The 22967-nt window shown below is 61.1% G+C and carries 26 protein-coding genes and 2 pseudogenes; 10 read left to right on the top strand and 18 right to left on the bottom strand.

Annotated features, from left to right (window positions below; translation table 11 throughout):
* The first annotated feature begins 66 nt into the window (after positions 1-66).
* Positions 67-1050 carry a zinc-dependent alcohol dehydrogenase family protein gene (locus tag ACZYHG_RS01130; protein ID WP_464612173.1) on the top strand — a complete coding sequence of 328 codons (984 nt, stop codon included), beginning with the start codon at positions 67-69 and terminating at the stop codon, positions 1048-1050.
* 14 nt (positions 1051-1064) lie between these two features.
* Here the strand turns inward: ACZYHG_RS01130 and ACZYHG_RS01125 are convergent, their stop codons facing one another.
* The 5 genes and pseudogenes from ACZYHG_RS01125 to ACZYHG_RS01105 form a co-directional block, all read right to left on the bottom strand.
* Entirely contained in the window at positions 1065-1655 is a 591-nt protein-coding gene (locus ACZYHG_RS01125) for an NAD(P)H-dependent oxidoreductase (protein ID WP_464612172.1), read from the bottom strand.
* 32 nt (positions 1656-1687) lie between these two features.
* A complete protein-coding gene (locus tag ACZYHG_RS01120) occupies positions 1688-2074 on the bottom strand; it encodes a hypothetical protein (protein ID WP_464612171.1) in 387 nt (128 codons plus the stop codon).
* An 86-nt stretch (positions 2075-2160) separates the two neighbouring features.
* Entirely contained in the window at positions 2161-3432 is a 1272-nt protein-coding gene (locus ACZYHG_RS01115) for an MgtC/SapB family protein (protein WP_464612170.1), read from the bottom strand.
* A 13-nt stretch (positions 3433-3445) separates the two neighbouring features.
* Positions 3446-3895, bottom strand: a complete 450-nt coding sequence (gene trxC, locus ACZYHG_RS01110; protein ID WP_464612169.1) for a thioredoxin TrxC — start codon at positions 3893-3895, stop codon at positions 3446-3448.
* Positions 3896-3923: 28 nt separating this feature from the next.
* Positions 3924-5778 (bottom strand): annotated as a pseudogene (locus ACZYHG_RS01105) (heavy metal translocating P-type ATPase).
* 166 nt (positions 5779-5944) lie between these two features.
* Between ACZYHG_RS01105 and ACZYHG_RS01100 the strand changes: the two are divergent.
* Positions 5945-8627, top strand: a pseudogene (locus tag ACZYHG_RS01100) (bifunctional acetate--CoA ligase family protein/GNAT family N-acetyltransferase).
* Between the two features lie 22 nt (positions 8628-8649).
* Here the strand turns inward: ACZYHG_RS01100 and ACZYHG_RS01095 are convergent.
* Positions 8650-10203, bottom strand: coding sequence for a bifunctional aminoglycoside phosphotransferase/ATP-binding protein (locus tag ACZYHG_RS01095; protein WP_464612168.1), 1554 nt, complete (start codon positions 10201-10203; stop codon positions 8650-8652).
* Between the two features lie 49 nt (positions 10204-10252).
* On the bottom strand, positions 10253-10651 hold the full coding sequence (locus tag ACZYHG_RS01090) for a c-type cytochrome (protein WP_464612167.1): 399 nt from the start codon (positions 10649-10651) through the stop codon (positions 10253-10255).
* A 177-nt stretch (positions 10652-10828) separates the two neighbouring features.
* Here ACZYHG_RS01090 and ACZYHG_RS01085 point away from each other — a divergent pair, with 177 nt between their 5' ends.
* On the top strand, positions 10829-11665 hold the full coding sequence (locus ACZYHG_RS01085; RefSeq protein ID WP_464612166.1) for a universal stress protein: 837 nt from the start codon (positions 10829-10831) through the stop codon (positions 11663-11665).
* A gap of 79 nt (positions 11666-11744) precedes the next feature.
* On the opposite strand, the gene ACZYHG_RS01080 is transcribed toward ACZYHG_RS01085, so the two are convergent.
* From ACZYHG_RS01080 to ACZYHG_RS01065, 4 genes are all read right to left on the bottom strand, one after another.
* A complete protein-coding gene (locus tag ACZYHG_RS01080; protein WP_464612165.1) occupies positions 11745-12191 on the bottom strand; it encodes a pyridoxamine 5'-phosphate oxidase family protein in 447 nt (148 codons plus the stop codon).
* A gap of 19 nt (positions 12192-12210) precedes the next feature.
* Positions 12211-12897, bottom strand: a complete 687-nt coding sequence (locus tag ACZYHG_RS01075) for a phosphoribosyltransferase (RefSeq protein WP_464612164.1) — start codon at positions 12895-12897, stop codon at positions 12211-12213.
* 3 nt (positions 12898-12900) lie between these two features.
* On the bottom strand, positions 12901-13335 hold the full coding sequence (locus ACZYHG_RS01070; protein WP_464612163.1) for a DUF2267 domain-containing protein: 435 nt from the start codon (positions 13333-13335) through the stop codon (positions 12901-12903).
* 217 nt (positions 13336-13552) lie between these two features.
* Positions 13553-14377, bottom strand: a complete 825-nt coding sequence (locus tag ACZYHG_RS01065; RefSeq protein ID WP_464612162.1) for a universal stress protein — start codon at positions 14375-14377, stop codon at positions 13553-13555.
* A 201-nt stretch (positions 14378-14578) separates the two neighbouring features.
* On the opposite strand from ACZYHG_RS01065, the gene ACZYHG_RS01060 reads away from it, so the two are divergent.
* Together ACZYHG_RS01060 and ACZYHG_RS01055 are read left to right on the top strand one after the other, a co-directional pair.
* A complete protein-coding gene (locus ACZYHG_RS01060) occupies positions 14579-14962 on the top strand; it encodes a phasin family protein (RefSeq protein WP_464612161.1) in 384 nt (127 codons plus the stop codon).
* Positions 14963-14999: 37 nt separating this feature from the next.
* Positions 15000-15359 (top strand): c-type cytochrome, encoded by a 360-nt coding sequence (locus ACZYHG_RS01055; RefSeq protein WP_464612160.1) that lies wholly within the window; start codon positions 15000-15002, stop codon positions 15357-15359.
* A gap of 67 nt (positions 15360-15426) precedes the next feature.
* On the opposite strand, the gene ACZYHG_RS01050 is transcribed toward ACZYHG_RS01055, so the two are convergent.
* Complete coding sequence (locus ACZYHG_RS01050) at positions 15427-15813, bottom strand: translational machinery protein (RefSeq protein ID WP_464612159.1); 387 nt, start codon at positions 15811-15813, stop codon at positions 15427-15429.
* Between the two features lie 66 nt (positions 15814-15879).
* Positions 15880-16128 carry a lipoyl domain-containing protein gene (locus ACZYHG_RS01045; protein WP_464612158.1) on the bottom strand — a complete coding sequence of 83 codons (249 nt, stop codon included), beginning with the start codon at positions 16126-16128 and terminating at the stop codon, positions 15880-15882.
* Between the two features lie 303 nt (positions 16129-16431).
* Here ACZYHG_RS01045 and ACZYHG_RS01040 point away from each other — a divergent pair, with 303 nt between their 5' ends.
* Complete coding sequence (locus ACZYHG_RS01040; RefSeq protein WP_464612157.1) at positions 16432-16761, top strand: hypothetical protein; 330 nt, start codon at positions 16432-16434, stop codon at positions 16759-16761.
* Here ACZYHG_RS01040 and fixJ read toward each other — a convergent pair.
* Together fixJ and ACZYHG_RS01030 are read right to left on the bottom strand one after the other, a co-directional pair.
* Positions 16758-17372, bottom strand: a complete 615-nt coding sequence (fixJ, locus tag ACZYHG_RS01035) for a response regulator FixJ (protein WP_464612156.1) — start codon at positions 17370-17372, stop codon at positions 16758-16760. The genes ACZYHG_RS01040 and fixJ overlap by 4 nt on opposite strands.
* Positions 17359-18915 carry a PAS domain S-box protein gene (locus tag ACZYHG_RS01030; protein ID WP_464612155.1) on the bottom strand — a complete coding sequence of 519 codons (1557 nt, stop codon included), beginning with the start codon at positions 18913-18915 and terminating at the stop codon, positions 17359-17361. The genes fixJ and ACZYHG_RS01030 overlap by 14 nt, the downstream gene beginning before the upstream one ends.
* Positions 18916-19105: 190 nt before the next feature.
* Between ACZYHG_RS01030 and ACZYHG_RS01025 the strand changes: the two genes are divergently transcribed.
* From ACZYHG_RS01025 to ACZYHG_RS01010, 4 genes are all read left to right on the top strand, one after another.
* Positions 19106-19915 (top strand): universal stress protein, encoded by an 810-nt coding sequence (locus ACZYHG_RS01025; protein WP_464614848.1) that lies wholly within the window; start codon positions 19106-19108, stop codon positions 19913-19915.
* A gap of 9 nt (positions 19916-19924) precedes the next feature.
* Positions 19925-20170, top strand: coding sequence for a hypothetical protein (locus ACZYHG_RS01020; RefSeq protein ID WP_464612154.1), 246 nt, complete (start codon positions 19925-19927; stop codon positions 20168-20170).
* Between the two features lie 23 nt (positions 20171-20193).
* Positions 20194-20661 carry an NUDIX hydrolase gene (locus ACZYHG_RS01015; protein WP_464614847.1) on the top strand — a complete coding sequence of 156 codons (468 nt, stop codon included), beginning with the start codon at positions 20194-20196 and terminating at the stop codon, positions 20659-20661.
* Positions 20662-20758: 97 nt separating this feature from the next.
* Complete coding sequence (locus ACZYHG_RS01010; protein ID WP_464612153.1) at positions 20759-21028, top strand: DUF6455 family protein; 270 nt, start codon at positions 20759-20761, stop codon at positions 21026-21028.
* Positions 21029-21292: 264 nt separating this feature from the next.
* On the opposite strand, the gene ACZYHG_RS01005 is transcribed toward ACZYHG_RS01010, so the two are convergent.
* The 3 genes from ACZYHG_RS01005 to ACZYHG_RS00995 all read right to left on the bottom strand — a co-directional run bounded on the left by ACZYHG_RS01005 (position 21293) and on the right by ACZYHG_RS00995 (position 22944).
* Entirely contained in the window at positions 21293-21991 is a 699-nt protein-coding gene (locus tag ACZYHG_RS01005; protein ID WP_464612152.1) for a CBS domain-containing protein, read from the bottom strand.
* A gap of 131 nt (positions 21992-22122) precedes the next feature.
* Positions 22123-22662 carry a DUF2231 domain-containing protein gene (locus ACZYHG_RS01000; protein WP_464612151.1) on the bottom strand — a complete coding sequence of 180 codons (540 nt, stop codon included), beginning with the start codon at positions 22660-22662 and terminating at the stop codon, positions 22123-22125.
* Between the two features lie 48 nt (positions 22663-22710).
* Entirely contained in the window at positions 22711-22944 is a 234-nt protein-coding gene (locus ACZYHG_RS00995; protein ID WP_464612150.1) for a hypothetical protein, read from the bottom strand.
* Positions 22945-22967 lie beyond the last annotated feature (23 nt).

The following is a 22967-nucleotide window of genomic DNA, read 5'->3' as shown; positions in this document are numbered from 1 at the left end:
GTCGGTCTAGCGGAGGAGCGGATCGCAATCGGCTTCGTTTGTTTCCGGGGCAATATGGAGCGCGTCATGAGAGCAATGGTGCTCGAAAGCATCGGCACTCCCTTGAAACTGGTCGACAGATCCGACCCCTTACCGGGGGTGGGCGAGATCAGGTTGAAGGTCGAGGCATGCGCTGTCTGCCGGACCGATCTGCATGTCATTGATGGCGATCTGCGTCATCCAAAATTACCGCTGATTCCCGGTCACGAAATCGTCGGCATCGTCGATTCCGTGGGCAAGGGCGTGGCGCGTTCCAGGATAGGGCAAAGAGTCGGTGTGCCATGGCTCGGGCACACTTGCGGGCATTGTCCCTACTGCGCCTCAGGACATGAAAATCTTTGCGATCAGCCAGATTTCACGGGCTACACACGCGATGGCGGCTTTGCCAGCCATGTCATTGCCGACGCGCAATTCGCCTTCGATCTGGACCGGGATGCCGATCCCATATCGCTGGCGCCGTTGCTCTGCGCTGGCCTGATCGGCTGGCGATGCCTGAAGAAGGCCGGTGACGGCAAGCGGCTCGGGATTTACGGCTTCGGCGCCGCCGCGCATATCGTCGCTCAGATCGCGATCTGGCAAGGCCGTGAGATTTTCGCTGTCACCCGCCCCGGTGACGAGCAAGCACAGGATTTCGCGCGCTCGCTTGGAGCGATCTGGGCGGGCGGTTCGGATCAGCCTCCACCCAGGCAGCTCGATGCCGTGATCATCTTTGCTCCTGTGGGCGACCTGGTGCCGATCGCGCTTGGTGCCGTCCGCAAGGGCGGCCGGGTGGTTTGCGGCGGCATCCACATGAGCGACATTCCGGCGATGGCCTACGAGTTGCTCTGGGAAGAGCGTGAACTGGTGTCGGTGGCAAACCTGACGCGCCGCGACGCCGAAGAGTTCTTCCCCATTGCCAAGCGCGCGCAGGTACGCACCCACACCAAGGTCTACCCACTGGAACACGCCAATGAGGCACTGGACGATCTGAGGCAAGGCAGACTGAGCGGCGCCGCCGTCCTGGTGCCGTGATTGACAGTTGAGGATTATCTGGCCCGTTCTCCCAGATCGCGCATTTGTCGGATCCACTTCGCGCGGGTCGCATCGCTGGCGCCAGCGACCATGCCGAACAAGGTCTCGCGCACCGGGCTGATGCCGACAAAATGCAGGATGCTTCGCTTCATGCCGGCGATGCCGTGTCCAAGAAACCATAGCCGGTAAAAAACGGAAGGCATGCCCATCGTCACCACGACGCGCGCGGAGCGGCCACGAAGCAGTGCCTTGGTGAAGCCGCCACCCTTGTCCGGATAGGCAAAGGCCGTTCCCGGCCGCATGACCTGTTCCAGAAATGCCTTGAGCATGGCCGGCATGGTCCCAAGCCACAGCGGAAAGACAAAGACAATGTGCTCCGCCCAGACGATCGCTTCGGCTGCGTCCTTCAGCCCAGCGGGAATCGAACCGTGCTCGAACTCCTGCATTGTCCGCAGCATCGGGAAATCGATCGCCGCCAGATCGACCCGGCGGATGGCATGCCCCGCTTTCTCCGCGCCCTCGCCATAGGCCCTGGCGAGACCGCGGCAGAGGCGGTCTGGGGACAGGTCGGGATGGCCGACCACAATCAGGATGCGTCGCGACATGGTCTACTCCCGGTAAGCCCAACGTTGTCGCGTCAGGGCCGCTCGACCCTCGCCACCTGGTAGGTGTGCATGGCGCCGTTGCGCTCGATCGACACATATTCACCGGTCACGAACCGTTCGTCGCCGAGATGAAAGCCGATTTCGTCGTCACGATCGCCGTCGGCGTAGTCGAAGAACCACTGTCCGCCGGGCTTGCGCCTCAGCCGACCGATCAAATCCTCCTCGCCGGTACGAAAGCGGCGCACGCGACAGGATGCCCTGTGCGACTTCCATTCCTCGGCATCGAGCCGGCCTTCACCGGTCAACGGCGCGAGCACGTCGTACCCTTCTTCACGATCTCCTTCAGGATGACCCTTCTCGCGGGCCAGCAGCAGCCGGACATGGCGGAATTTCGGGCTGAGGTCCTTCAAACTGGTCATTGGCGAACTCCTTTCGCGGAGTTTCATAGAACGGTGGCGGGGCATAGCCCTTGATCCGCATCAAAGAAGGCTCGATCGCCGCGCTTCTATCCGGGACCAAGCAACAACGTGGCACCGTAGCCGGCGGTCGCAGCGGCGAAGGTTGCGCCGGCCAGCGGCAACCAGAACCCGATCGGCCCGGCAAATACCGCCAATGACAGGCGACCGATCGCATTTGCCGCCAGTGCCGCCAGTGCCGCCAGTGCCGCCAGCACCGCCTGGCCGATGGTCTCGACAGAGACCGAATGCTTGACCAGCCGCAAGGCACTGAGCACCGAGACGTCGACATCGAACGTGCCTGCCAGCGCCGAAGTAACCAGCAAGCCGCGGCCGCCGAATTGGGCTGCCAATGCAGCGCTTGCGGTGGCGACAACCGCGAAGAGCAGTGCGAACAGCAGCAGGGGACAGAACTCGAATGGATTGCGCGCAATAGCGCTGCCTTCTCCACTCCCGTTGTCGCGCGCCATCAGCAATGCGCCGCAGACAGCGAAGGCGAGCGCGGCTGCCATCGCCGCGATAGCGACCGAAGCGAACACGCTTGGCTCGATGATCAGAACCACGGCGCAGACGCGGAGCACCGAAACCATTGCAGCCAGCGATGCCGCCCCGGCGAGCGCCAGCCGATTGGTTGCATTTGTCGCGTTGCGGCCAAGCGCCAAGGTGACCGCTGTGGAAGAGACGATCGCACCGGCGAGCGAACTGACCAGCAGCCCACGCGTATTTCCCAGAACGCGAACAGCCACATAGCCGGCGAACGATATCGAGGCCATCAGCACCGTCAGGAACCAGACTTCCCAAGGATTGAAACCGCCCCACGGGTCCATCGTCCGGTTTGGCAGCAAGGGCAAGACAATCGCCGTCATCACCGCCAGGATTAGCGCCGAACGGAGTTCCACCCATGTCAATCGCTTCAGAAGGCCGTGCAGGATCTCTCGGCTGGCCAGGATTGCCGCCAATGCCGCGCCGCCGGCGGCTGCAGCCCGATAGTCATCGGTAACCGAAAGCGCGCCCAGCGCAAAAACGCCAAGGCCCGCAATCACGCTCGTAACACTGAAATCCGCGTCATGGGCAGCTTCCCGCGCCTTGTACCAGGCAAAGATTGCTGCAAAGGCGATGAATCCTCCGACCAGCACCGATACTGCGCCGAGCGCGTTGGCGAGCGCGGCCAGAACTCCGCCAAGCAGGCCGGATATGCCAAACGTGCGAATGCCCGCCGTGCGGCTGCGATCGGGCGCCTCCCGCTCGCGCCAGCCACGCTCCAATCCAACGAGCAAGCCAATTGCCAGGGCCAGTCCAAGCCGGGCGATGAGCGGATCCATTGGACCGGCGACTTCAGGCCGCGACCGTCGGCAGGCGGTCGCGAACCCACCTGACGATCTGGCCCGCCGTCATTGCGCCGGATGTGCGCGCGACTTCGCGCCCGCCATGAAAAAGGATCATGGTCGGGATGCCACGGATGCCGAGCCTGGCCGCGACAGCCTGCTCATTGTCGGAATTGAGTTTGATCAGCCGAACATGCGGTTCCAGTTCACTTGCCGCCGCTTCATAGGCTGGCGCCATCATCTTGCAGGGGCCGCACCAGGGTGCCCAGATGTCGACAACAACGGGCAGGCTGCTGCGTGCGATCTGATGATCGAGACCGGCGGCGTCGACATCTTCGGGATGCCCCGAAAACAGCCTGGTCCCGCACTTGCCGCATTTTGCCTCACTGGCATTGCGGGCGGGCGGCAGGCGGTTGACCCCACCGCATTTGCTGCAAACCACCAGATTTTGCTGCGCCATAGCCATTCACCGATTTTGTTCTCGACCACTATGCACGCCACAGACGCCCATCGCCAAGGGTGCGCAACGCGTTGAGGATAACCGCCACGTCGATCCCTTCCTGAAGCAGCGCTCCGGCAACCGGCGTGATCTGCCCCATGGCCGCCGCGATCATTGCCAGCCCGGACAGCGCCAGCCCGGCGATGATGCTCTGCAAGGCGATCGATCGCGTTCGCCGTGCAATCCGGACTGCATCGACGACAGGCTGCAGCCTGTCGGTCAGCACGATAACGTCTGCCGCCTCGGAGGAGGCGGTGGCACCCCGTGCGCCCATGGCGACACCGACCGTTGCGGCCGCAAGCGCCGGGGCATCGTTGATGCCGTCGCCGACCATCATCGTCGGTGCCGAGGCTTTCTCGGCTGTGACCGTCGCGACTTTTTCGGCAGGCGTCGCATCGGCGATCAGGGCGTCGAGGTCGAGCAAAGCGGAGATGCGCTTGGCTGCGACGCCGTCGTCGCCCGTGAGCATGACCATGCGCGTTATGCCGGCAGAGCGCAGTCTGCCGAGTGTATCATGCGCATCAAGACGCAGGGCGTCGCCGAAAGTGAAGACACCGGCAAGTCGTCCGCCGAGCGCTACAAAAACCCTGAGTACGGGCTCGTCCCTGTATTTTTCTTCGCCGCTTTTCGCCCAGCCGGGCGGCGGCTTGTCGGCGAGCACGAGAGCTCGCGATCCTGCCACGATCGCCATGTTGTCGACCCGGCCCTTCAGACCGGCGCCGCGATGCTCGCGGACATCACGCGGATGCGAAAGCACCAACTGCCTGCCGCGCGCCGCCCGGATGATCGAGTTCGGCGAGCACATGGTGCGAGGCCTGTTCCAGGGATGCCAACAGCTGCAGCAGATGATTGGCGTCGCGGCCGGGTGCAGCTTCGATTTCGATGAGCTCGGCGCCGCCGATGGTCAAGGTTCCCGTCTTGTCGAAGATCGCGGTTCGGACTTGCGCAAGCGCCTCCAGGGCCGCGCTGCCTTTCATGAGGATGCCGGCACGCGCGGCGCGCGATACGCCACCGATGAAGGCAACGGGCGCGGCGAGGATGAGCGGGCAGGGCGTGGCGACGACCAACACCGCAAGCGCTCTGATTGGGTCGCCGGAAACATACCAGGCGGCGCCGGAAACCAGCAATGTGACCGGCAGAAGGAACAGTGCAAAGCGGTCAGCCATGCGAATGAACGGGGATTTAGCGGTCTGCGCTGCAGCGACCATGCGCACGATCGCGGCATAAGTGCTCTGTTCCGCCAGGGCAGAAGCTCGCATGCTGAAGGTCTCGCCGGCATTGACGGTGCCGCTGCGCAGCACATCCCCTGCGCGCCGCCGTTCCGGCAGGGGTTCTCCGCTCACCGCGAACTCGTCGAGCGAGGCCGAAGCATCGAGCAGGATGCCATCGACTGGGAGCAGTTCGCCGGCCCGGACCAGAAGCTCGTCGCCGACATCAACGTCCTCGACGGGGATGGTTTCTGTCCCCAGCGTTGACGTTCGGTGTGCGACACGCGGCGATCGGTCGGTCAATGCCTTAAGGTTACGTTCCGCGCGGCCGCGAGCGAAATCCTCAAGCACAGTGCCGCCTGCATACATGATCGCGACCACCACTGCCGCCAAGGGTTGGCCGAGCAGCAGCGCGGCGGACATTGACACCAGCGCAATCGCATCGACACCGAAGCGGCCGATCCAGAAATCACGCAAGATAGAGATGGCGAGAGCTGCCACCACGGGCAAGGTCGCCACCGTCCAGATCGTGTTGGCTTCAAGGGGGCCGAGCCCGGTTCGCCAAACTCCGATCCCAATGGCGAGACCCAGGATGGCAATGACCAGCAATGCGCGTCGCCAAGTGGACTCGTTCATGCGATGCCTTTCGATTTGATCGACGCTCGCCAATTTTCACCAGCGCTGACGGGGTGCGCCGAACTCGGGCAACAGCTAATAGCGAGAACCGGAGAACGCTTTGATCCAACGCAACGAACGGGCAAGATCGACGGGCGATCATCGCTAGGAACAGGAGACATGAGGGGTGACGATCCGAAATCTCGAACATGCGTTCGCCCCGAAGTCCGTTGCTGTCTTCGGTGCGTCGGTGCGCGAAGGCTCCGTCGGCCGTGTCGTTTTCGACAACATCGTCAGCGGTGGCTTCGAGGGCGACATCTGGCCGGTCAACCCGAAATATTCGCAGGTCGCCGATCGGCAATGCTATGCCAAGGCGGCCGATCTGCCTGATGTCCCAGACCTTGGTGTCATCGTTACGCCGCCTGAGACAGTTCCCGGCATCGTGCGCGACCTTGCTGCAAAGGGCACGCGGGCGGCGGTTGTCATCACCGCCGGGCTGACGCACGAAAAACGGCCTGCGTCAGGCGATGCTCGACGCTGCCAAGCCCACGCTTTTCCGCATCATCGGGCCGAACACGGTCGGGCTGATGATCCCGCCGATGAAGCTTAACGCCGGATTTGCGCATATGGCCGCCAAGCCCGGCAACATCGCGCTGCTGTCGCAGTCCGGCGCAATCGCCACATCGCTGATCGATTGGGCGGCCGACAACAATGTCGGGTTCTCGCAGATCGTCTCGCTCGGCGACATGGCGGATGTCGACGTTGGAGATTGTCTCGACATGCTGGCGGGCGATGCACACACACGCGCCATCGTCATGTATCTCGAAACAATTCCCAATCCGCGCAAGTTCATCTCGGCCGCTCGTGCGGCGGCGAGGATCAAGCCGGTGATCGCAATAAAATCGGGTCGGCACGAGCAATCGGCCAAAGCGGCCGCGACCCATACCGGCGCGCTATCGGGGGCCGACCGTGTCGTCGATGCGGCATTGCTGCGGGCAGGCATTTTGCGCGTCAAAGGCCTGACCGAGCTTTTTGATGCCGCTGAAACGATCGCCCGCTTTGCGCCACTCAAACGAGCCCGGGTTGGCATCGTCACCAATGGCGGCGGGGCAGGGGTATTGGCCATCGATCAACTCATCGACTGCAAGGGAGAATTGGCCGCGCTTTCGCCTGCCACCATCGAGCGCCTGAACGCCGTGTTACCGCCGACATGGTCGCGCGCCAATCCGGTCGACATCATCGGTGACGCCCCGCCGCTCCGTTACAAGGCGGCCGTCGAAGCTGTGGCAGTCGACCCAGGAACAGACGTCGTCCTGGTGATGAATTGTCCAACAGGGCTGAGTTCGCCCCTTGCCGCGGCAAGCGCTGTGGCGGAACTCGCAAGCGAAGGGATGATCGCCGGCAAACCAGTCCTGACCTGTTGGCTTGGGGAACACACGGCGCGCGGTGGGCGGCAAGTCCTTCAGGACGCCGGCATTGCCAGCTTCGAAACGCCCGCTGACGCGGCAACCGCCGTCTCCTACATCAGCGAATGGTCGCGTGCCCAGCGGGCGTTGATGCGCACCCCGTCGAGCCGCGGCGAGGACATCACGAGCAATCGGGAAGCCGTGCTTGCCATATTCAGGCAGGTCGCGAAGGAAGGGCGGCGAATGCTGACCGAGCCCGAAGCCAAGGCAGCAATTTCCGCCTACGGCATCCCGGTGCCCGAGACGATCGTCGCCAGATCTCCTGCCGAAGCGGAGGCGGCGGCTAGTCGGCTCCTCAAGACGTCCGAGCAGGTCGTCGTCAAGCTGTTGTCCAGGGCGATCTCGCACAAGTCAGACATTGGCGGGGTGGTGCTCAACATTGCCGATGCCGCTGCCGCCAGCGAGGCCGCACGCGCAATCGAGGCGCGCGTGCGCAAGCATGCACCGCAAGCCGATATTGAAGGCTATGCCGTTCAGCCGATGGTGGTGCGAAAACTCGCACAGGAACTCATTCTCGGCATGAGCCGGGATCCGATCTTCGGACCGACTATCCTGTTTGGATCCGGCGGTGTCGCGGTCGAGGTGATGGACGATACGGCGATCGCGTTGCCTCCGCTCGACAACGTTCTTGCCGGTGATTTGATCGACCAAACGCGGATCGGCCGCCTGCTCGCCGGGTTCCGCGATCGCAAGCCGGCCGATCGGCAGGCGATCATCAGGGCGCTGAACGGCCTGTCGCAGATGATCGTCGACTTTCCGTGCCTTGTTTCAATGGACATCAATCCCTTGCTCGCCGATTCCGCCGGCGTGATTGCACTTGATGCCCGTATCGAGATCGAGCCGGAACGCGTGGAGGAGTCGGGTCCGAATCGGGCGCTCGCCATCAGGCCCTATCCGACGGGTTGGGAAAAAGAGCTTTCGATCGACGGGATGCGTTACCACATCCGACCGATCAAGCCGGCCGACATCGCGCTCTATCCGGAATTCCTCGCCAGGATTTCGCCTGACGATCTGCGCCTGCGCTTTCTGTCACCAAGCAAGAGCTTTTCCGACCAGATGTTGAAACGTCTCACCCAGCTCGACTACGATCGCAATATGGCGTTCGTCGCGCTGGAGACGAGCACCGGCGCGCTGGCGGGCATCAGCCGACTATCCTGCGATCCCGACCATGTCAGCGCCGAATACGCCTTGCTGGTGCGAACCGACTTGCAGGGTCACGGTCTGGGTTGGGAATTGCTCAACCAGATCGTCGATTACGCAAGAGCGGATGCGATCCGGCGCATAGAAGGCATCGTGCTGAGCGAAAACAGCAAGATGCTGGCCATGTGCCGCGAGTTTGGCTTCTCGATCACGCATCTTCGGAACGAGCCCGGCCTTGTCGAGGCCAAGCTCGAACTCGGTTGATATATCGATCGCCCGCACCCAGTCAGGACGCTGTGCGCAGGATCTCGGACGCATCGTGCGCGCAACATCTCCTCAATTCGGCGACGATGTCGACGAGCTGTCGATCGGAGTCGGTCCTGCGCCAGCTGGCCTGGCTCGCATTGCGCTGCAATTGACGCGACAGGATATCGACCGTGGCGTCCGAGGGGCCGGCCTTGCGTTCATTGACCCGCTGCCAAAGGACGAGTGGATCCGCCTCCAGCCAGAAGCCGGAGAATGCGATACCTCGGTCTCGCGCTGCCTTTTCAATCCGCTCACGATCGGCCGGTCTGTCGAAAACCGCATCAGCGACAACCGAGCCGCCCTCGGAGAGGATCAGGCCTGCGCGCCATGCCATTTCGTTATAGACCCGTTCGGACACCTCAGGTCGATAGGCCTTGTCCGGCAGCCTGGTCTCGGCAGCCACGCCGTGCATCGCCTTGCGGATTCGGTCGCTTTCGACAATGCGTGCGCCGGGCGGCGCTCCAACATAGGCAGCGAGCGCCTCGGCAATGGTCGTCTTGCCGGAACCACTGAGGCCGCCGATGGCAACGAGCCGCGGTTCTGTCTCCTGGAGAAATGTCAGGGCCAGTTCGAAATAAGATCTCGCCTCGGCAATCAGCTTGTCGCTGTCGGCGCTGCCTTCCTCGACTTGCGTTGCGGTGACATGGGCGCGCACGGCAGCCCGCAGGGCCATGAAAAAGGGCAATAGGATGAAACCGTCTTCATCGTCGGCCTCGTCGAGATAGCGGTTCATCACGAGATTGGCGAGCTGGGGGAAGCCGCGATGCCAGACGTCCATCAACAAGAAGGCAAGATCGTACAGAACATCGATGCTGGCGATCTGGTCGTTGAATTCGATGCAATCGAAGAGGCGAGGCTCGCCATCGAAAAGGCAGATGTTGCGCAGGTGCAGATCGCCATGGCACCGGCGGATCTTGCCTGCCGCCTCCCGGCGGTCCAGCAATCCGGCATGCCGGGCAAGCGCGGTGCGGAAGGCTCCGGCAAACGTCTCAATCTCCCGTTTTGTAAAAACATGGCTGGTGCCAAAACCGGCCTCGTTGATGTCGAGCACGCCCATCAAATTGAACGAGCCGGTGCCATTGTGGACCTCCGGCGCGGCACGGTGATATCCCACGATCATCCGCGCGACGGCGGTCATCAGCGCCGGCGTCAATTGTCCCGCGGTTGCCATTCGATCGAGAAGCTTCGACTGGTCGAAGCGGACCATCTCGATCGCCGCGTCGAGCATTTGGCCGGTGCCGTCAAAAGCCAATTTGTCGTCGGCTTCCCGCGTGATGCGACGCACCCCCAGATAGAGGCCGGGAGCGGTTTTCGAGTTGAGTTCTACCTCTTTCTCGCAAGCGGCCAGCCTCAGCGCCGGCGTCGAGAAATCGACATAGGGCAGCTTCACCGCCCGCTTCATCTTGTAGGCGCGTTGGCCAACAAGGAAAATACGCGAAATGTGAGTCTCGATCGCCTCGACGGAGCCAATCGCGCCATGGGTAGCAGGATCAAGCAGAAACGCGGCAGCGGCTTGCTGGTCGTCGACGATCATGGCCGGCCTTCCCAGTGTGTCTTGGGAAATTCGCTTCCGCGATCTGCGCTCATTGCTGCAATGTCTGGACATAACCTGCCAACTCATGGATGCGTTCCCTGGTGACGATTTCGCCTGCGTTCGGGCCATATTTCTTCACGTCGGCAGGCAGGAATTGGCTGCCCCACACTGGCATGTCGCGCTCGCCATGCGCCGGTACCATGGCGCGACCGTCGATCACGGCATAAACGCGCCAGTAAGGGAATTCGCCGCCATTGCGCCTGGAGAGGCGTGTCAGGTCGCTCGGCCGCTTCAACAGCTCGTCGCCCAACGGGCCATCGCCCTTGCCTTCGGGACCATGGCAGACGGCGCATGAGTTCATGTATTCGGCCTTGCCGTCGCCGAGTTCCTGGGCGCTGGCCGCATTGAAGGCCAATCCTGCCAGAGCCGCCGCGATCAGGAATCTCATGTGTGTTTCCCCGATTGATCGGCTGAAACCTACAGCCTCGGTTTGGCGGTGCGTTGATGCGGATCAAATGCGCCCCGCGGTCACGGTGTTTGATTCAACGCAATGAAAGCGCCAACCGCCCTCGCTAATGACTGAAACCACGACTGACCCTTCAAATCGAAATCAGGAGTTGCCGCCGTGACTTTCAGGACACTGCTTACGGTTACCGGGCCGAACCAGGGTGAAGGCGATCTAAAGCTAGCCGCCTCGCTGTGCGAACAGGTAGGCGCCCATCTCTCCGTGCTCGTTCTCGAACTGGCCGCACCGCCCTCTGGCGGCGAGTATGCCGCGGTCGTCTCACCGGCCTGGCTGGAGGAACGCCAGGCCGAACTGAAAAGGCTGGAGAAGAGAATTTCCGACGTCGCTGGCTTTCTCTCCCAGACCGCCATATCGGCCGATCTGAGCGACGACTATCCCGACATGGGATGGGCGGACGACGTCATCGGAAGGCGTGCCCGCTACGCCGATCTGACCATTCTCGGACCGGACCTGCTGGCAAGCCATACGCTCAAGGACAAAGTCATCGAGGGCACGCTGTTTTCGTCAGGAAAGCCCATTCTGCTCGTCCCCGAGGGTTCGCGCCCGACGCTGAAGCCGAAACGCGTCCTCGTTGCATGGGACGCCCGTCTTGAGTCATCGCGCGCCGTCCGCGAGTCGCTCGATATGCTGAAAGGCGCCGAAGAGGTCCACCTCGTAATTGTCGACCCGATCGAGGATGAGTTCCATCACGGTGCGGAACCCGGAGCCGATGCTGCCGCCTATCTTGCCCGGCACGGCGTGAAGATTACGGTCGACCGGCTGCCGAGCGCGAACCATTCGGTTGCCGACGTGCTTCGCCAGCATGCCGGCGACGTTGCGGCCGAGCTGATGGTCATGGGCGCCTACGGTCATTCCCGGTTGCGCGAGCGGATTTTCGGCGGGGTCACCAAGTCGATGCTCGAGGGTCAATCGCTGCCGGTCTTGATGGCGCGGTAGCAATTCAACGGTAAGAAAAAGGGCCGGTGCAGATTGCACCGGCCCTTTTTCATTTCTCGCAAGGGTTTTGATGGGGCTACTACTCGCTTGCTTCTCGTCCGGATACCTGCTCGATCAGGATCCGAAAGAAAACGTGCGGTGCACTGTCGGCTGTGGGAGGAACGACCGGCTTGAGTGCACCGGGTTCCCACCAGTCGGTGTGCTTGCTCAACACGGACCAGGCATGATCCCGCTCAAGCTTGTGGCCGATCCGGTCAGGCAGTTCTTCGTATCGGCCGTCGGCAATGACACTTTTCCATCCTCGCCCCTGGCCATGTTCATCGACCTGGACGGACACCAGCGGATTGGACCGCATCCATTCGATCTTTTTGCCCGGCATGGAAAACGCGTAAAGATGAGCGTCCGAATGGGCGTAGTGGAAGGGCACGACGTAGGGCTGCCCATCCTTGGCGCATGCCAGATGGCCAACACGATTGGCCGTCAGCAATTTGGTACATTCCAAAGCAGAAAGCGTGCGGATCTGCATCAGTGCGATCTCCTGTTCTTCACGGCTTTTGAATTAGGCCGGAAACCTGCCGCTGGCCAGCTTTGTACAGCTGGGCAGCCTCGTCCATAGCGGAGACAACGTCGTTGTCAGAGAGCTGCGGGAACCGCAGATAGTGGTGGCCCAAGGCCCGGAACTGTCCTGGCTGCCTAAGGCAGACCACACGGTCCGCTTCCTGTTCCAGCGCGGCGACCGTCTCTTGCGGTGAAACGGGAATTGCCACGACGATTTCCCTCGGCGACCGGCGCTTGAGGGCGCGGATCGCGATTTTCATGGTCGTACCGGTCGCGGCCCCGTCATCGACGATGATCGCGGTCTTTCCCGAGATCGACATCGGTTTGGTCTTGCCGCGATAGGCAACGCGCCGGCGTTCGAGTTCAGGACGCTCATTTGCAATCAAGACACGTAGCTCACCTTCGTCGAGCTGATAGGTCTCGACGATCTCTCGGTTCAGCACGACCTCTCCAGGGGCGCCATCGACGATTGCGGCAACAGCCAGCTCGGGATTGCCCGGGGCGCCGACCTTGCGGACGATCAACAGGTCAAGAGGGGCGTTGAGGGCTTTGGCCACTTCCACTGCGACGGGCACGCCGCCACGCGGCAATGCCAATACGATTGGCTGATGCAGGTGAAGCCTGCTCAGTTCCAGGCCAAGCTTCGCTCCAGCGTCTTCCCGGTCGCGGAACATCGGTCAATCCATCGGCCACAGTTTTCGCAGCGACTTCTTCATCGAGTTTCTGACCTGTACGATCTCACCTTGTGAAATGTGACGGTCGAGAAGCTTGAACACGGCACTGATCGCGACATCGAAATCGACCTCTTCATCGTAGCCGAAACTGTTTCTGACGCTGATAATGAAGTCGCGCTTCGTGCGCTCATGCGCAGGCATTGATGGATTCCAGCCTTCGAAATAGATGCCGCGGATCAAGACAGGCAGCTGCGCCGAGAGATCGGCCATTTCCGCTGGCGACAGCCAATCCCGCACCGTGTGCAGGACAGACCTCAGGAGACGGCACGCGCTCGGCTCGCTCCAGCAGAGGTCCTTGGCGAGCTCCTTGACCCATTGTTGCGCCTGCTGGCCCGCATGCGTGAAGCCGGCAAAGGATGTGTGGGAAATTTGACCCATGGCGATGCTCCTCGAAGATTTGAACTCCATTCTCAGACATCGCAAGGCCTTGAGCATTGAGCAGGATCAAATTGCTCTTAGGCAAAGGAGATGGGTTGGCGACTCCATCACCGGCAAGCCGGCGGCCGAAAGGATCTGCTTGGTTCGGCTCGCCTGCTGCTGCGGGAGCGGACGACCTTGATTGATGTCAAAACACGACTCCGAGGCTCCACCTTCCTCAGTTCGATATGAAACGATGCAAGGATCCGCTGCGCAGCACAGAACGCGTCACGCCGCCAAAGGTCCTCTCCAGTACCCGGCTATGGCCGTAGCCACCGAGAACAATGAGATCGGCCGCAATATCCTGTCCGATCTGCAGGAGGATTTCCGCCGGTTCGGAGCGGCGCGCATCCAAGACTTCCGATCGCGCCTTCACCCCGTGGCGCGTCAGAAAGAGTTCGACATCCGCTACATTTTCCCCGGGCCTAGTGTGCCCATTGTCCACGGTGGCGATCACGACATCCCTGGCGGTGATCAGGAAAGGCATAGCGTCGACGACTGCACGTCGCGCTTCCCGCGTATCATTCCACGCAATCAGGATGCTTTCGGCCTTGATCGGCGCCAATGGGTCCGATGCCACGAGTATCGGGCGGCCAGCCGCAAGGATGAGACTTGCCGGATCAAGCATACGATGACCGTCGACCACCAGATCGGCTGTCGGCGAGCCAGTGAGGATCAAGTCGGCGGCACGCGCATTGAGTGCAAGTTGGCGCGTGGGATTGCCTACCTCTCCGCGCCACGCGGCACGATTGCTGCCGTTGACGATGCTCAAGAATTCCTCTCTCAGGCAGTCGAGGCGACCTTCTATCTCCTCGACCTGGCACCACAATGCCTTGGTCGCGGCCTGGTCGTCGGTGCCGGTTGGCATCACAAAATGCGGCTCGGCGGCACAGAAGCCGATGAGGTCGGCGTCGTGCCGCTGAGCAAGATCCCACGCCATCTTGATGCGCGGGATTGCGATGCTGTCCACGTCCAGCTGAACCATGATCGTCTTGAAAGCCATCGCTGCAACCCTTTTTGCCTTGAAGGAGCTAGCCATGAAGGACGAGCAATGACCTTGATGCGCGTCAAACGCTCCAACGAGTCCAACGGCGCTCGGCTGTTTGCGCACTCCGCAAGCTCATGCGCCAGTTGATCCGGATCAATGATCCGGCGACGTATGGCGCTATCGTTGTGTGGCGCAGACTGACACGGAGTATCGATCATGCAGCCCCATCCCGAACCATCGCAATTCGGCATGCAATTACTGCCGATAGCTGAAAATAGTCAGAAAGTCGTCCTCGCTGCGGCGTCCCTTCAGGCGAACGCTTTCAAGGCGATGATGCGCTATCAGATCGAGACGCTCGCCTTTCTCAAAAACCGCTACGAGCAGGATGCCAAGCTGGCCGACGATCTTGTCGCCAGTTTTGAATTCAATGACGCGTTCGATGTTTTCTCGACATTTCTGCAGAATGCGACGTTGCAATACACCACCGAAGCCGGAAAGGTCACGGCACTGACCTCCAGGCTCGCTTCGGAGACGGTCAGGGGCGTGCGCAAGCAAGCCAGAGCCGCCATCGAGGATATAGCGGCGAAGACAGTCGCATAGGAAGACAGTCGCATAGATTGGAAGGCGGCCAGCAGCCATGAGCAGCTATATGGGCAATGAGCGTCGCTTGCAGCGGCGGCGTCGGTCGGCTTGCGCACTTACAGCGGTGTTGCTTGGTTTTGTGCTGCCTGCACAGGCAGACGGCTTATCAGAACGCGGTCAGGCATTGGTTGAGTTCAATTGCGCCCGCTGCCACGCCACTGGAAAAACCGACAAAAGTACCCATCCCGACGCTCCGGCGTTTCGCGACCTGTCGAAGAGATATCCGATCACGGATCTAGAGGAGGCCTTCGCCGAGGGCATTTCGACCGGGCATCCGGATATGCCCGAATGGGTTGCGAGCCCCGACCAGATCGACGCAATCATCGCTTATATCAGCAGCTTGCAGCAACCGTGATCGAGCAACGGTCGTGGCAGGCGACCTTGCGGTCGATTGCTGCGAAGCCAGGCTGATCCTGACTGATCTAGGGCAACATCCGGTCAGCGGCACGGAAAAACGTCCGCGCATGCGCCACGATCTGCGCCTCCGTAGGATGATCGGCCGATTCAACGCCGAGAAGTCGATCCTTCAGGTGCGGATGGTGGTCGCGTATGTGCTTGGCCAGTTCATCTTTCGCTGATCCTGGCCCGACGATCAGCCATTCCTTCGCTGGCAGCAATGCGTTGACGACATCGTGGTGGAAGGACTGGTTTTCCGGTGCACGCTTGCCGTCGACGGTGCCGGCCTTGTTGTGCGTCTGATGATGCGCCAGCGTGGCGGCGAGCCTCAGGCGCTCGGCTGACTCTTGGTTGAAGAAAAACACCTTGGCCTCGCGATGGTCCAGCCAGACGACGGCATGTTGGCTCTGCATATTGATGGATCCTTGAGATTGGTGTTGAGGAATAAGCGCGAACTTCGCCGTGAGGGGGCAAGTGCCTCACGCGGACTGGGTCTCCAGCGTTGCCAGGATCGAGCCGGGTTCGATGACGGCATTCGCCGTGGCGACAATCGTCGCTCGGCCATCTGCTGGCGCGACGATCTCGTGCAGCGCGTCTTCGACGCGAACTTCGGCTATCCGCTCGCCGGCCTTGATCATGTCGCCGCTGGCAATGAACCAACGCGCCAGGATGCCCTCGGGCAACATGCTGGACGCCCATAGCGCTTCATCGACCTTGATATACTGCATCGCGGTTCTCCCTATGCGGTCGAATGATATGCGCTCACGCAGCACGGTCCTTGATCCCGATCAATCGGCTAGGACGCAGGGGGCGCAATCGCGCGGCGTTTGACGGCGATCAATTTCTGATGGGGCAGCTGTCCTAAGATGGCCGGCCGTCGACGGAGTGAGGTCATGAAGTATTTCAGGGAAAGGCAGCTGTCGCGATGAGCGCCGGATCAGGTATCAGCGCTGCGTTCCCAATCAATTGGGTTGCCCGCGCCGTGCATGTGATTGGCACCGATAGCAACATGGCGTCGGCCGTAGGAACTGTTGGCCACGTCAGCCCGACGCCCGGCGACGCGCGTGCCGGTTCGCCGATTCCAGAAAGTGATGCAGATCAATGCGCAACGCACCGTTTGCGAAGATTTTGATGCGATGTGGAACCCAATCCTAAGCGCACCGTATGGTCGCCATCTCGAACTCGCCGTCTTCGACGAGGAGGGCGCGCATGCGCTGGTATTCCCGTGCGTAAAGGTTCGCGAAGGCTGGAAGAATGCCGCCAACGGCGCCCGTGTCGACATCCGGCCGACCCACTGGCGCGAGTGGGAGGAGGAGAAGGTTCAGGCCAGAGCTGGCAATCCTCTCGAAGGTTCTCCCTAGGGCCTGGATTCCACGATCAGCGCCATGCGCACAAGATGGGACAGGCTGCCGGCACCCATCTTGCTCATGACATTGGCCCGATGGATTTCGACCGTGCGCGGGCTGATCCCTAGGTCATAGGCGATCGTCTTGTTCGGTAGACCCGACACAAGCCCGTCCAGCACCTGCCGTTCCCGCTCTGACAAGGTCAACAGACGCCTGCGGATATCCGCAGACTGCGGATGCGCTGCATCGACCTGGTTTCGGTTGGCCAGCGCCGAATGGATCGCTTCGATCAGCATTTCGTCGTCGAACGGCTTCTCGATGAAATCGGCCGCGCCCTCTTTCATTGCCTGAACGGCAAGCGCCACGTCGGCATGGCCCGTCATGACAATGACAGGAATTGTATGCCCGCCCGCCCTGAGCTGGCGCAGGAACTCAATGCCGTCTATGCCCGGCATGCGTACGTCGGTGACAATGCAGCCCTCGAGGTTGCCTTTTGCCGTCGAGAGAAATGCTGTGGCCGATTCGTGCAGGCGTACTGCGAAGTCTGCTGTTGCCAGAAGAAAACCGAGCGATTTGCGGACGTCGACGTCGTCGTCGACCACGTGCACCAGATCACTGTCGGCCATTTGTGACTTCTTCTTTCTCTACGATGCGCAAGGTGAACCGGAAAGCGGTTCCGCCGGCCGGCATGACCTCGGCCCATATATGACCACCGTGCGATTCAACGATGGTGCGGCAAATGGAAAGGCCGACACCCATGCCTTGCTTCTTGGTCGTTACAAACGGCTGGAATAGCTGGGCCGAGACCTCCGGCGCGAGACCCGGGCCTGTATCGATCACGCTCACCTCGGCCATTCCGTCATCCCGGGCAATGGTTGTGACTTTCAGTTCGCGGCGCGGCGCGTCCTGCATGGCCTCCACCGCGTTGCGCATAAGGTTGAGCAGAACCTGCTGTATCTGGATGCGGTCGGTCAGGACCAGTTCCGCGGCAGGGTCAAGCTTGTAGCCGACGAGGAGATTCATCTCCCTTGCACCAACCAGCGCCAGCGATGCGGCTTCCTCGATCAGCATCGGCAGCCGTTCGACCTGGCGCTCGCTTTCGCCTCTGGCTACAAAATCCCTCAGGTGACGGATGACGTCGCCAGCCCGCAAGGCCTGCTCAGCCGCCTTTTCGACGGCGTCCCGAAGCAGAGGCGCATTCTCGTCCTGGCTTTTCTCGAGCAACCGACGACTGCCTTTGAGGTAGTTCGTGATCGCCGTCAGTGGCTGGTTGATCTCATGGGCAAGCGTCGAAGCCATTTCGCCAAGTGCTGTAAAGCGCGCCATGTGGAGGAGCTCCTGTTGCTGCTCCTGGATTCTTGCCTCCGCCCGGTGGCGTTCGGTCAGGTCGCGGCAGAAGCCGGTAAAGAAGCGTCCGGTTCCCGGATGCATCTCGCCAACGGAAAGCTCCATTGGGAAAGTCGTGCCATCCTTGCGTGCCCCGGTTACGGTGCGCCCGAGCCCGATGATCCGGCGCTCTCCTGTCGTCAGGTAGCGAAGCAGATAGGCATCATGCTCGTCGCGGTAGGGCGGGGGCATCAGCATTTTCACGTTTTGACCAATGACTTCACCTGACTGATAGCCAAAAAGCGCTTCGGCAGCGGTGCTGAAGGATTGGATTCCACCCTGTTCGTCGATGACGACCATCGCGTCCGGCACGGTTGCCAGGATCGACCGCAAATGGTCCTCGCGCAGCCGAAGTGCGGCGTTTGCAAAGGAAAGTTCGCTGACATCCGTGCCTTCAATGAAGATCGCGGTGATACGGCCATCGTCAGCTTTGATCGGCTGATAGACAAAATCAAGGATGCGCTCTTCGACCGGGCCGTCGGCTGTGTTGCGAAGGCCAACCTTCACCCCGTGGCCGATATAGGGCTCGCCGGTCGTGTACACTTGGTCCAGATGGTCGAAAAACTCATGTCCTTCGAGCTCGGGAAAGGCGTCCCGCACGGACTTTCCAACCACTTGCCTGTTGCCGATCAATTGCTGGTAGGCGGCATTGGTCAGTTCAAAAACGTGACCTGGCTCACGCATGAGCGCTATGAAGCCCGGAGCCTGATCGAACATTCGCGACAACAGTGATTTCAGTGTCGTCCCGCCGGGCGACAAACTGAGCGCTTCGTCCTTGATCACCTGAAGTTCCTGGGTTCGAGACCGGTGCTACCGGTGCTAACTAGCATTTCTCGTGGCGCGCGCAAAACAGATCGAGACCGGCGTTTTCCGCTGCAGATGCAAATGGCGGATCTTTGACGCGCATCAAGGCATTCGGCGCTGGCGAATGCAATTTATCACGCATTCGATCGTGTCAGCGAAAGGCCTCTTAATGTCGTACAAGTCAATCATCGTGAACCTCGCCGTCGATGCGGCTCCCGCGCCCATCGTGCGGTTGGGGGTCGAACTGGCGGAACGATTTGGAGCCCAACTTATCGGCTTGGCGGCCGCTGATGTTCCGCCCCTGGTCGCGACAGGCGACGGCATGGTCTACGAGGGCGAGATCATGCAGGTCGAGCGAACGGAAATTGAAAAGCGGCTTGCCAAGTTGCGTGCCGAATTCGAAAGGCTGGTTCCCGCCTCGATCTCAAGCGAGTGGCGCCAAGCTGTTTGCAGCCCGACCCGGTTCCTAAGCGTATCCGCCAGGGCGGCCGACCTGATCGTTACCGGCGAGGCAGGCGACAATGTGTTTCGCGCCGTGGATATCGGCAGTCTGGTGCTGGGTGCCGGGCGCCCGGTCCTTGTGGCTGCAGACAATGTCGAGCATGTCCCTGCAAAAACTGTTCTGGTAGCCTGGAAGGACACCAGGGAGGCGCGGCGGGCGATGGCGGATGCGTTGCCTTTCCTGGCCAAGGCAAGCGAAGTCGTGATCGCCACGATTGAAACCGACCGCGACGAGAGCATTCGCGACAGCCTCGACGATGCCGCGGTCTTTCTCAAACACCACGGCATCAAGGCGCGAACCGAACTGATAGCAGCAGAGGCTGACGGCGATCGGTTATTGACATTTGCCCGCTCGATCCATGCCGATCTAGTCGTCTCTGGAGCCTATGGCCACAGCCGGCTACGGGAATGGGCGTTCGGCGGCGTTACCCGCAGCCTGATCGAGGAAAGCGACGTCAGCCGCTTCATGTCGTATTGACGATAGACGATGCTGACCAGCGATCCGTCTCGCGAGAAGGTGGTGCCTACTGGTCCATCGAAACCCAATCCCGGTTTTGTGCCGCTGCCATATCCGGTACTTGCCGGACTCGTCGCGATCGCCGGGCTTTGCCTTGTCGTTTCGGAAGCCACAAAACGCTGGCCCCTCGCGCATGACAGCCGCTTCTCGCACCGGCACGCCGCGGGGTTGGGCATCGACGGTAAGGCCATGTCGCGCTCAGCCTTGGCGAAATGAATGCGCGCGAGTGGTTCAAGGCGATGATTAAAAGGAGTGCGGGCATCCTGCCATACCGCAGATCGACTCGCGGCCTGCAGGTGCTACTCGTCCATCCAGGCGGCCCATTCTGGCAAAGCCGAGACCTTGGCGCCTGGTCGATTGCCAAGGGCGAATATGACGATAGCGAATTGCCGGAAGCAGCGGCACGGCGCGAATTCACGGAAGAGACAGGCTGGGAGCCAAAGGGAGCCCTTCTCAATCTGGGTGAGTTGCGCCAGCGAGGTAGCAAGATCATCACGGCATTCGCGCTCGAAGGTGATTTCAATGCCGCGACGCTACGCAGCAACCTATTTGAGATGGAGTGGCCACGACGCAGCGGCCGGCTACAGTCGTTTGCGGAGGTCGATCGCGGTGAATGGCTGGATCTGACCCGGGCTCGGGACAAGTTGCTTGCCGGTCAGCGGTCCTTTCTCGATCGCCTTGTCGCCAGCCTAGGCCCGCAAGCCTAGTTAGGCCCAGGAACCGGCAACGTCTCCCATTGATCGAGATCAACGATAGCTGGCCGTCAATATGGGAATGATGGCCGGTAGGCAGGAGTTGATCAACATGACCTTTCTCGATTACCTGATTTCAGTTGACACCAGAACCGCCTTGATGGACCGCATGATGCGGACGCTGGGCGTCGACAGACAATTGAAAGTCGTTCCCGACCACGCAGCCGTCACCAACCGGGCGGTGGACCGGTGCCGTTCCTGCGGTCACCAGGACGAATGCTCGATCTGGCTCGATGAACACCAGCAAGCCGATAATCCGCCAGACTACTGCCGCAACAGTGACTTGATCGCACGGCTGCAGCATGTGGCCGGACAACGCTAGAGCCTCGAGTGCTCAGGCTGAATTGAAGGCTTCACTCGATCGTCGGAAACGGGCCTCTTCGAGGTTCTGCGCGACGAGGTTCGCGAGCCTTGGAACCCGTGGCTCGCCTTGGCGTGCTTGAAGCGCGCACCTCTCATTCGTGACCATATCCTAAGGCCAGCATCGAAACTCGTTGGCACAGGCGCGCCCTCGGCTGGCGATGTCGAGCGATATTGATCCTGGGGCTTAAAGTTGCAACGCCAATTCGTCGGGCTCGGCTACCCGCTAGGAAACGAGCATGACGGACACGGGGTCGGCGCAGAAGAGGCCATCTTCGACCGTCTTGACACCGGCGACGTTTTCGGCGGCGACGATGGCGGCCTGGCGCTCGCGCTCGTCGAAGATGGCGCCGCTGAGTTTCACCACGCCTTTGTTCACCGTCACGTTGATCAGCTCGTGCCCAGCCCATTTCTGCTTGGCAAGTTCGGTAGCGATGTCGTGGCGAATCTGTTCGTCATCGATGACCGTGGCGGCCCCACTGGGAAGGACGCCGAGCAGGGCCTGCAGAAGATCAGAGCGGGTGATGATGCCGACAATTTTGCCGCCGTCGATGACCGGAATACGTTTGATGCGGTGGCGTGTCATGAGCTCGACGATTTCGGGGAGCGATGCGGCAGGCGATGCCGTGACGACATCTTGCGACATCACCTCCTCAACCCGGCGGCTATTGGCCCGGACATATTCGTCGGCGGCCTTTCCGGGGCTGACGAGAAATTCCAGCCAGCGCGAGCGCTTGCGCTCCGTGCCCAGTTCCCCGCGTCGCAGGAAATCGCCCTCGCTGACGATCCCCACCAGCGTGCCGTCGCCGCGAATGACGGGGAGGCCGCTGATCTTTTTGGTGAGCATCAACCCGGCAGCCTCGGCGATCGATGCTGACGGGTCTATGCCGACGACTGGCTTGCTCATGATGGCTTCGGCTTGCATGTTCGCTCTCCGGAGTTTTTCCAACGTCCGGCTTTCTTAGATTTCACAGGCAAGAAGCGCCTTGATCTGAATCATTTGTCGGCGGAGGCAAATGGTCCAAAGCTGGGCCGTGAATGACGGATGCGAACCAGTCAACCAGCGATCGCGGTCTTGGCGACGTTCACGCCAAGTTCGTAGACAAGCAGTCCACCATAGTAGGCCGTCGCAGTGACCAGAAATGCACCGCAAACTTCGATCAGAGGAATGGCGATCGTTACAACCCGCATGTCACGGTTCCGCATCCAAAGCGCAAGCCGCACGATTCCCCAGATCAGAAAAGCAAAGGCTGTGATACCTCCCAGGCTTTCATGGATCTCCGCGACATCGCTGCTGAATCCGGCCGCTTCGGCATGATCCAGCGCAAGACCTCCGAAGAACCAGGTCCCGATGGCGAACGCTCCGGCAGCCAGGGCCAAAAAAGCAGAGATCGTACCGGCGCCCGATCTCCTGGTGACGGCGCTGCCGCCAACGAGCGCTACAAGGTCGATAGCCACGAGCAGGTAGATCAGAACAATAGGAAAATGAACAAGCATGGGGTGGATATGTTGAATGGGGATCACGAAACTCTCCAGAAATTGGCAAGGGATTTTGGATAATTTGCCGGCTTTGCAGCGAGCCTTGGCCCACGACATTGGCAAGCGTCATGTGCTGTGGTGGGCCATGCACAGCGAAGGGAAGACCTAGTCGTTCTCGTTGGCTTCATCGCGTTGCTGGTCGTCGCACGCATCGTCGCCACCCTTGATGGCTTTCGGGGTGGAGGCGTCCTGCATGGGGATCGCCTGCAGATCGATCGGCCCGGATGGGACAACAGCAGATGACGCCCCACATGATCCTTCGTCCGATTCAGCGGCTGCCGGCAGGGCAAGGATCGTGAGGCTTGCAAGTGCTGCAAGGACAAGCATGGAATTGCGCATGGGTCTGTTATCCTTCTCGGCGC

This window comes from Mesorhizobium subarcticum (assembly GCF_055456085.1).
The sequence above is the reverse complement of the archived record's forward strand: the minus strand, read 5'-3'. Positions and strand labels throughout refer to the sequence as shown.

Bases quoted from the DNA above. Each gene is read 5' to 3' on its own strand.
- ACZYHG_RS01130 (WP_464612173.1), top strand. From the start codon at position 67: ATGAGAGCAATGGTGCTCGAAAGCATCGGCACTCCCTTGAAACTGGTC.
- ACZYHG_RS01125 (WP_464612172.1), bottom strand. From the start codon at position 1,655: ATGTCGCGACGCATCCTGATTGTGGTCGGCCATCCCGACCTGTCCCCA.
- ACZYHG_RS01120 (WP_464612171.1), bottom strand. From the start codon at position 2,074: ATGACCAGTTTGAAGGACCTCAGCCCGAAATTCCGCCATGTCCGGCTG.
- ACZYHG_RS01115 (WP_464612170.1), bottom strand. From the start codon at position 3,432: ATGGATCCGCTCATCGCCCGGCTTGGACTGGCCCTGGCAATTGGCTTG.
- trxC (WP_464612169.1), bottom strand. From the start codon at position 3,895: ATGGCGCAGCAAAATCTGGTGGTTTGCAGCAAATGCGGTGGGGTCAAC.
- ACZYHG_RS01095 (WP_464612168.1), bottom strand. From the start codon at position 10,203: ATGATCGTCGACGACCAGCAAGCCGCTGCCGCGTTTCTGCTTGATCCT.
- ACZYHG_RS01090 (WP_464612167.1), bottom strand. From the start codon at position 10,651: ATGAGATTCCTGATCGCGGCGGCTCTGGCAGGATTGGCCTTCAATGCG.
- ACZYHG_RS01080 (WP_464612165.1), bottom strand. From the start codon at position 12,191: ATGCAGATCCGCACGCTTTCTGCTTTGGAATGTACCAAATTGCTGACG.
- ACZYHG_RS01075 (WP_464612164.1), bottom strand. From the start codon at position 12,897: ATGTTCCGCGACCGGGAAGACGCTGGAGCGAAGCTTGGCCTGGAACTG.
- ACZYHG_RS01070 (WP_464612163.1), bottom strand. From the start codon at position 13,335: ATGGGTCAAATTTCCCACACATCCTTTGCCGGCTTCACGCATGCGGGC.
- ACZYHG_RS01065 (WP_464612162.1), bottom strand. From the start codon at position 14,377: ATGGCTTTCAAGACGATCATGGTTCAGCTGGACGTGGACAGCATCGCA.
- ACZYHG_RS01060 (WP_464612161.1), top strand. From the start codon at position 14,579: ATGCAGCCCCATCCCGAACCATCGCAATTCGGCATGCAATTACTGCCG.
- ACZYHG_RS01055 (WP_464612160.1), top strand. From the start codon at position 15,000: ATGAGCAGCTATATGGGCAATGAGCGTCGCTTGCAGCGGCGGCGTCGG.
- ACZYHG_RS01050 (WP_464612159.1), bottom strand. From the start codon at position 15,813: ATGCAGAGCCAACATGCCGTCGTCTGGCTGGACCATCGCGAGGCCAAG.
- ACZYHG_RS01045 (WP_464612158.1), bottom strand. From the start codon at position 16,128: ATGCAGTATATCAAGGTCGATGAAGCGCTATGGGCGTCCAGCATGTTG.
- fixJ (WP_464612156.1), bottom strand. From the start codon at position 17,372: ATGGCCGACAGTGATCTGGTGCACGTGGTCGACGACGACGTCGACGTC.
- ACZYHG_RS01025 (WP_464614848.1), top strand. From the start codon at position 19,106: ATGTCGTACAAGTCAATCATCGTGAACCTCGCCGTCGATGCGGCTCCC.
- ACZYHG_RS01020 (WP_464612154.1), top strand. From the start codon at position 19,925: ATGCTGACCAGCGATCCGTCTCGCGAGAAGGTGGTGCCTACTGGTCCA.
- ACZYHG_RS01015 (WP_464614847.1), top strand. From the start codon at position 20,194: ATGATTAAAAGGAGTGCGGGCATCCTGCCATACCGCAGATCGACTCGC.
- ACZYHG_RS01010 (WP_464612153.1), top strand. From the start codon at position 20,759: ATGACCTTTCTCGATTACCTGATTTCAGTTGACACCAGAACCGCCTTG.
- ACZYHG_RS01005 (WP_464612152.1), bottom strand. From the start codon at position 21,991: ATGCAAGCCGAAGCCATCATGAGCAAGCCAGTCGTCGGCATAGACCCG.
- ACZYHG_RS01000 (WP_464612151.1), bottom strand. From the start codon at position 22,662: ATGTCGTGGGCCAAGGCTCGCTGCAAAGCCGGCAAATTATCCAAAATC.
- ACZYHG_RS00995 (WP_464612150.1), bottom strand. From the start codon at position 22,944: ATGCGCAATTCCATGCTTGTCCTTGCAGCACTTGCAAGCCTCACGATC.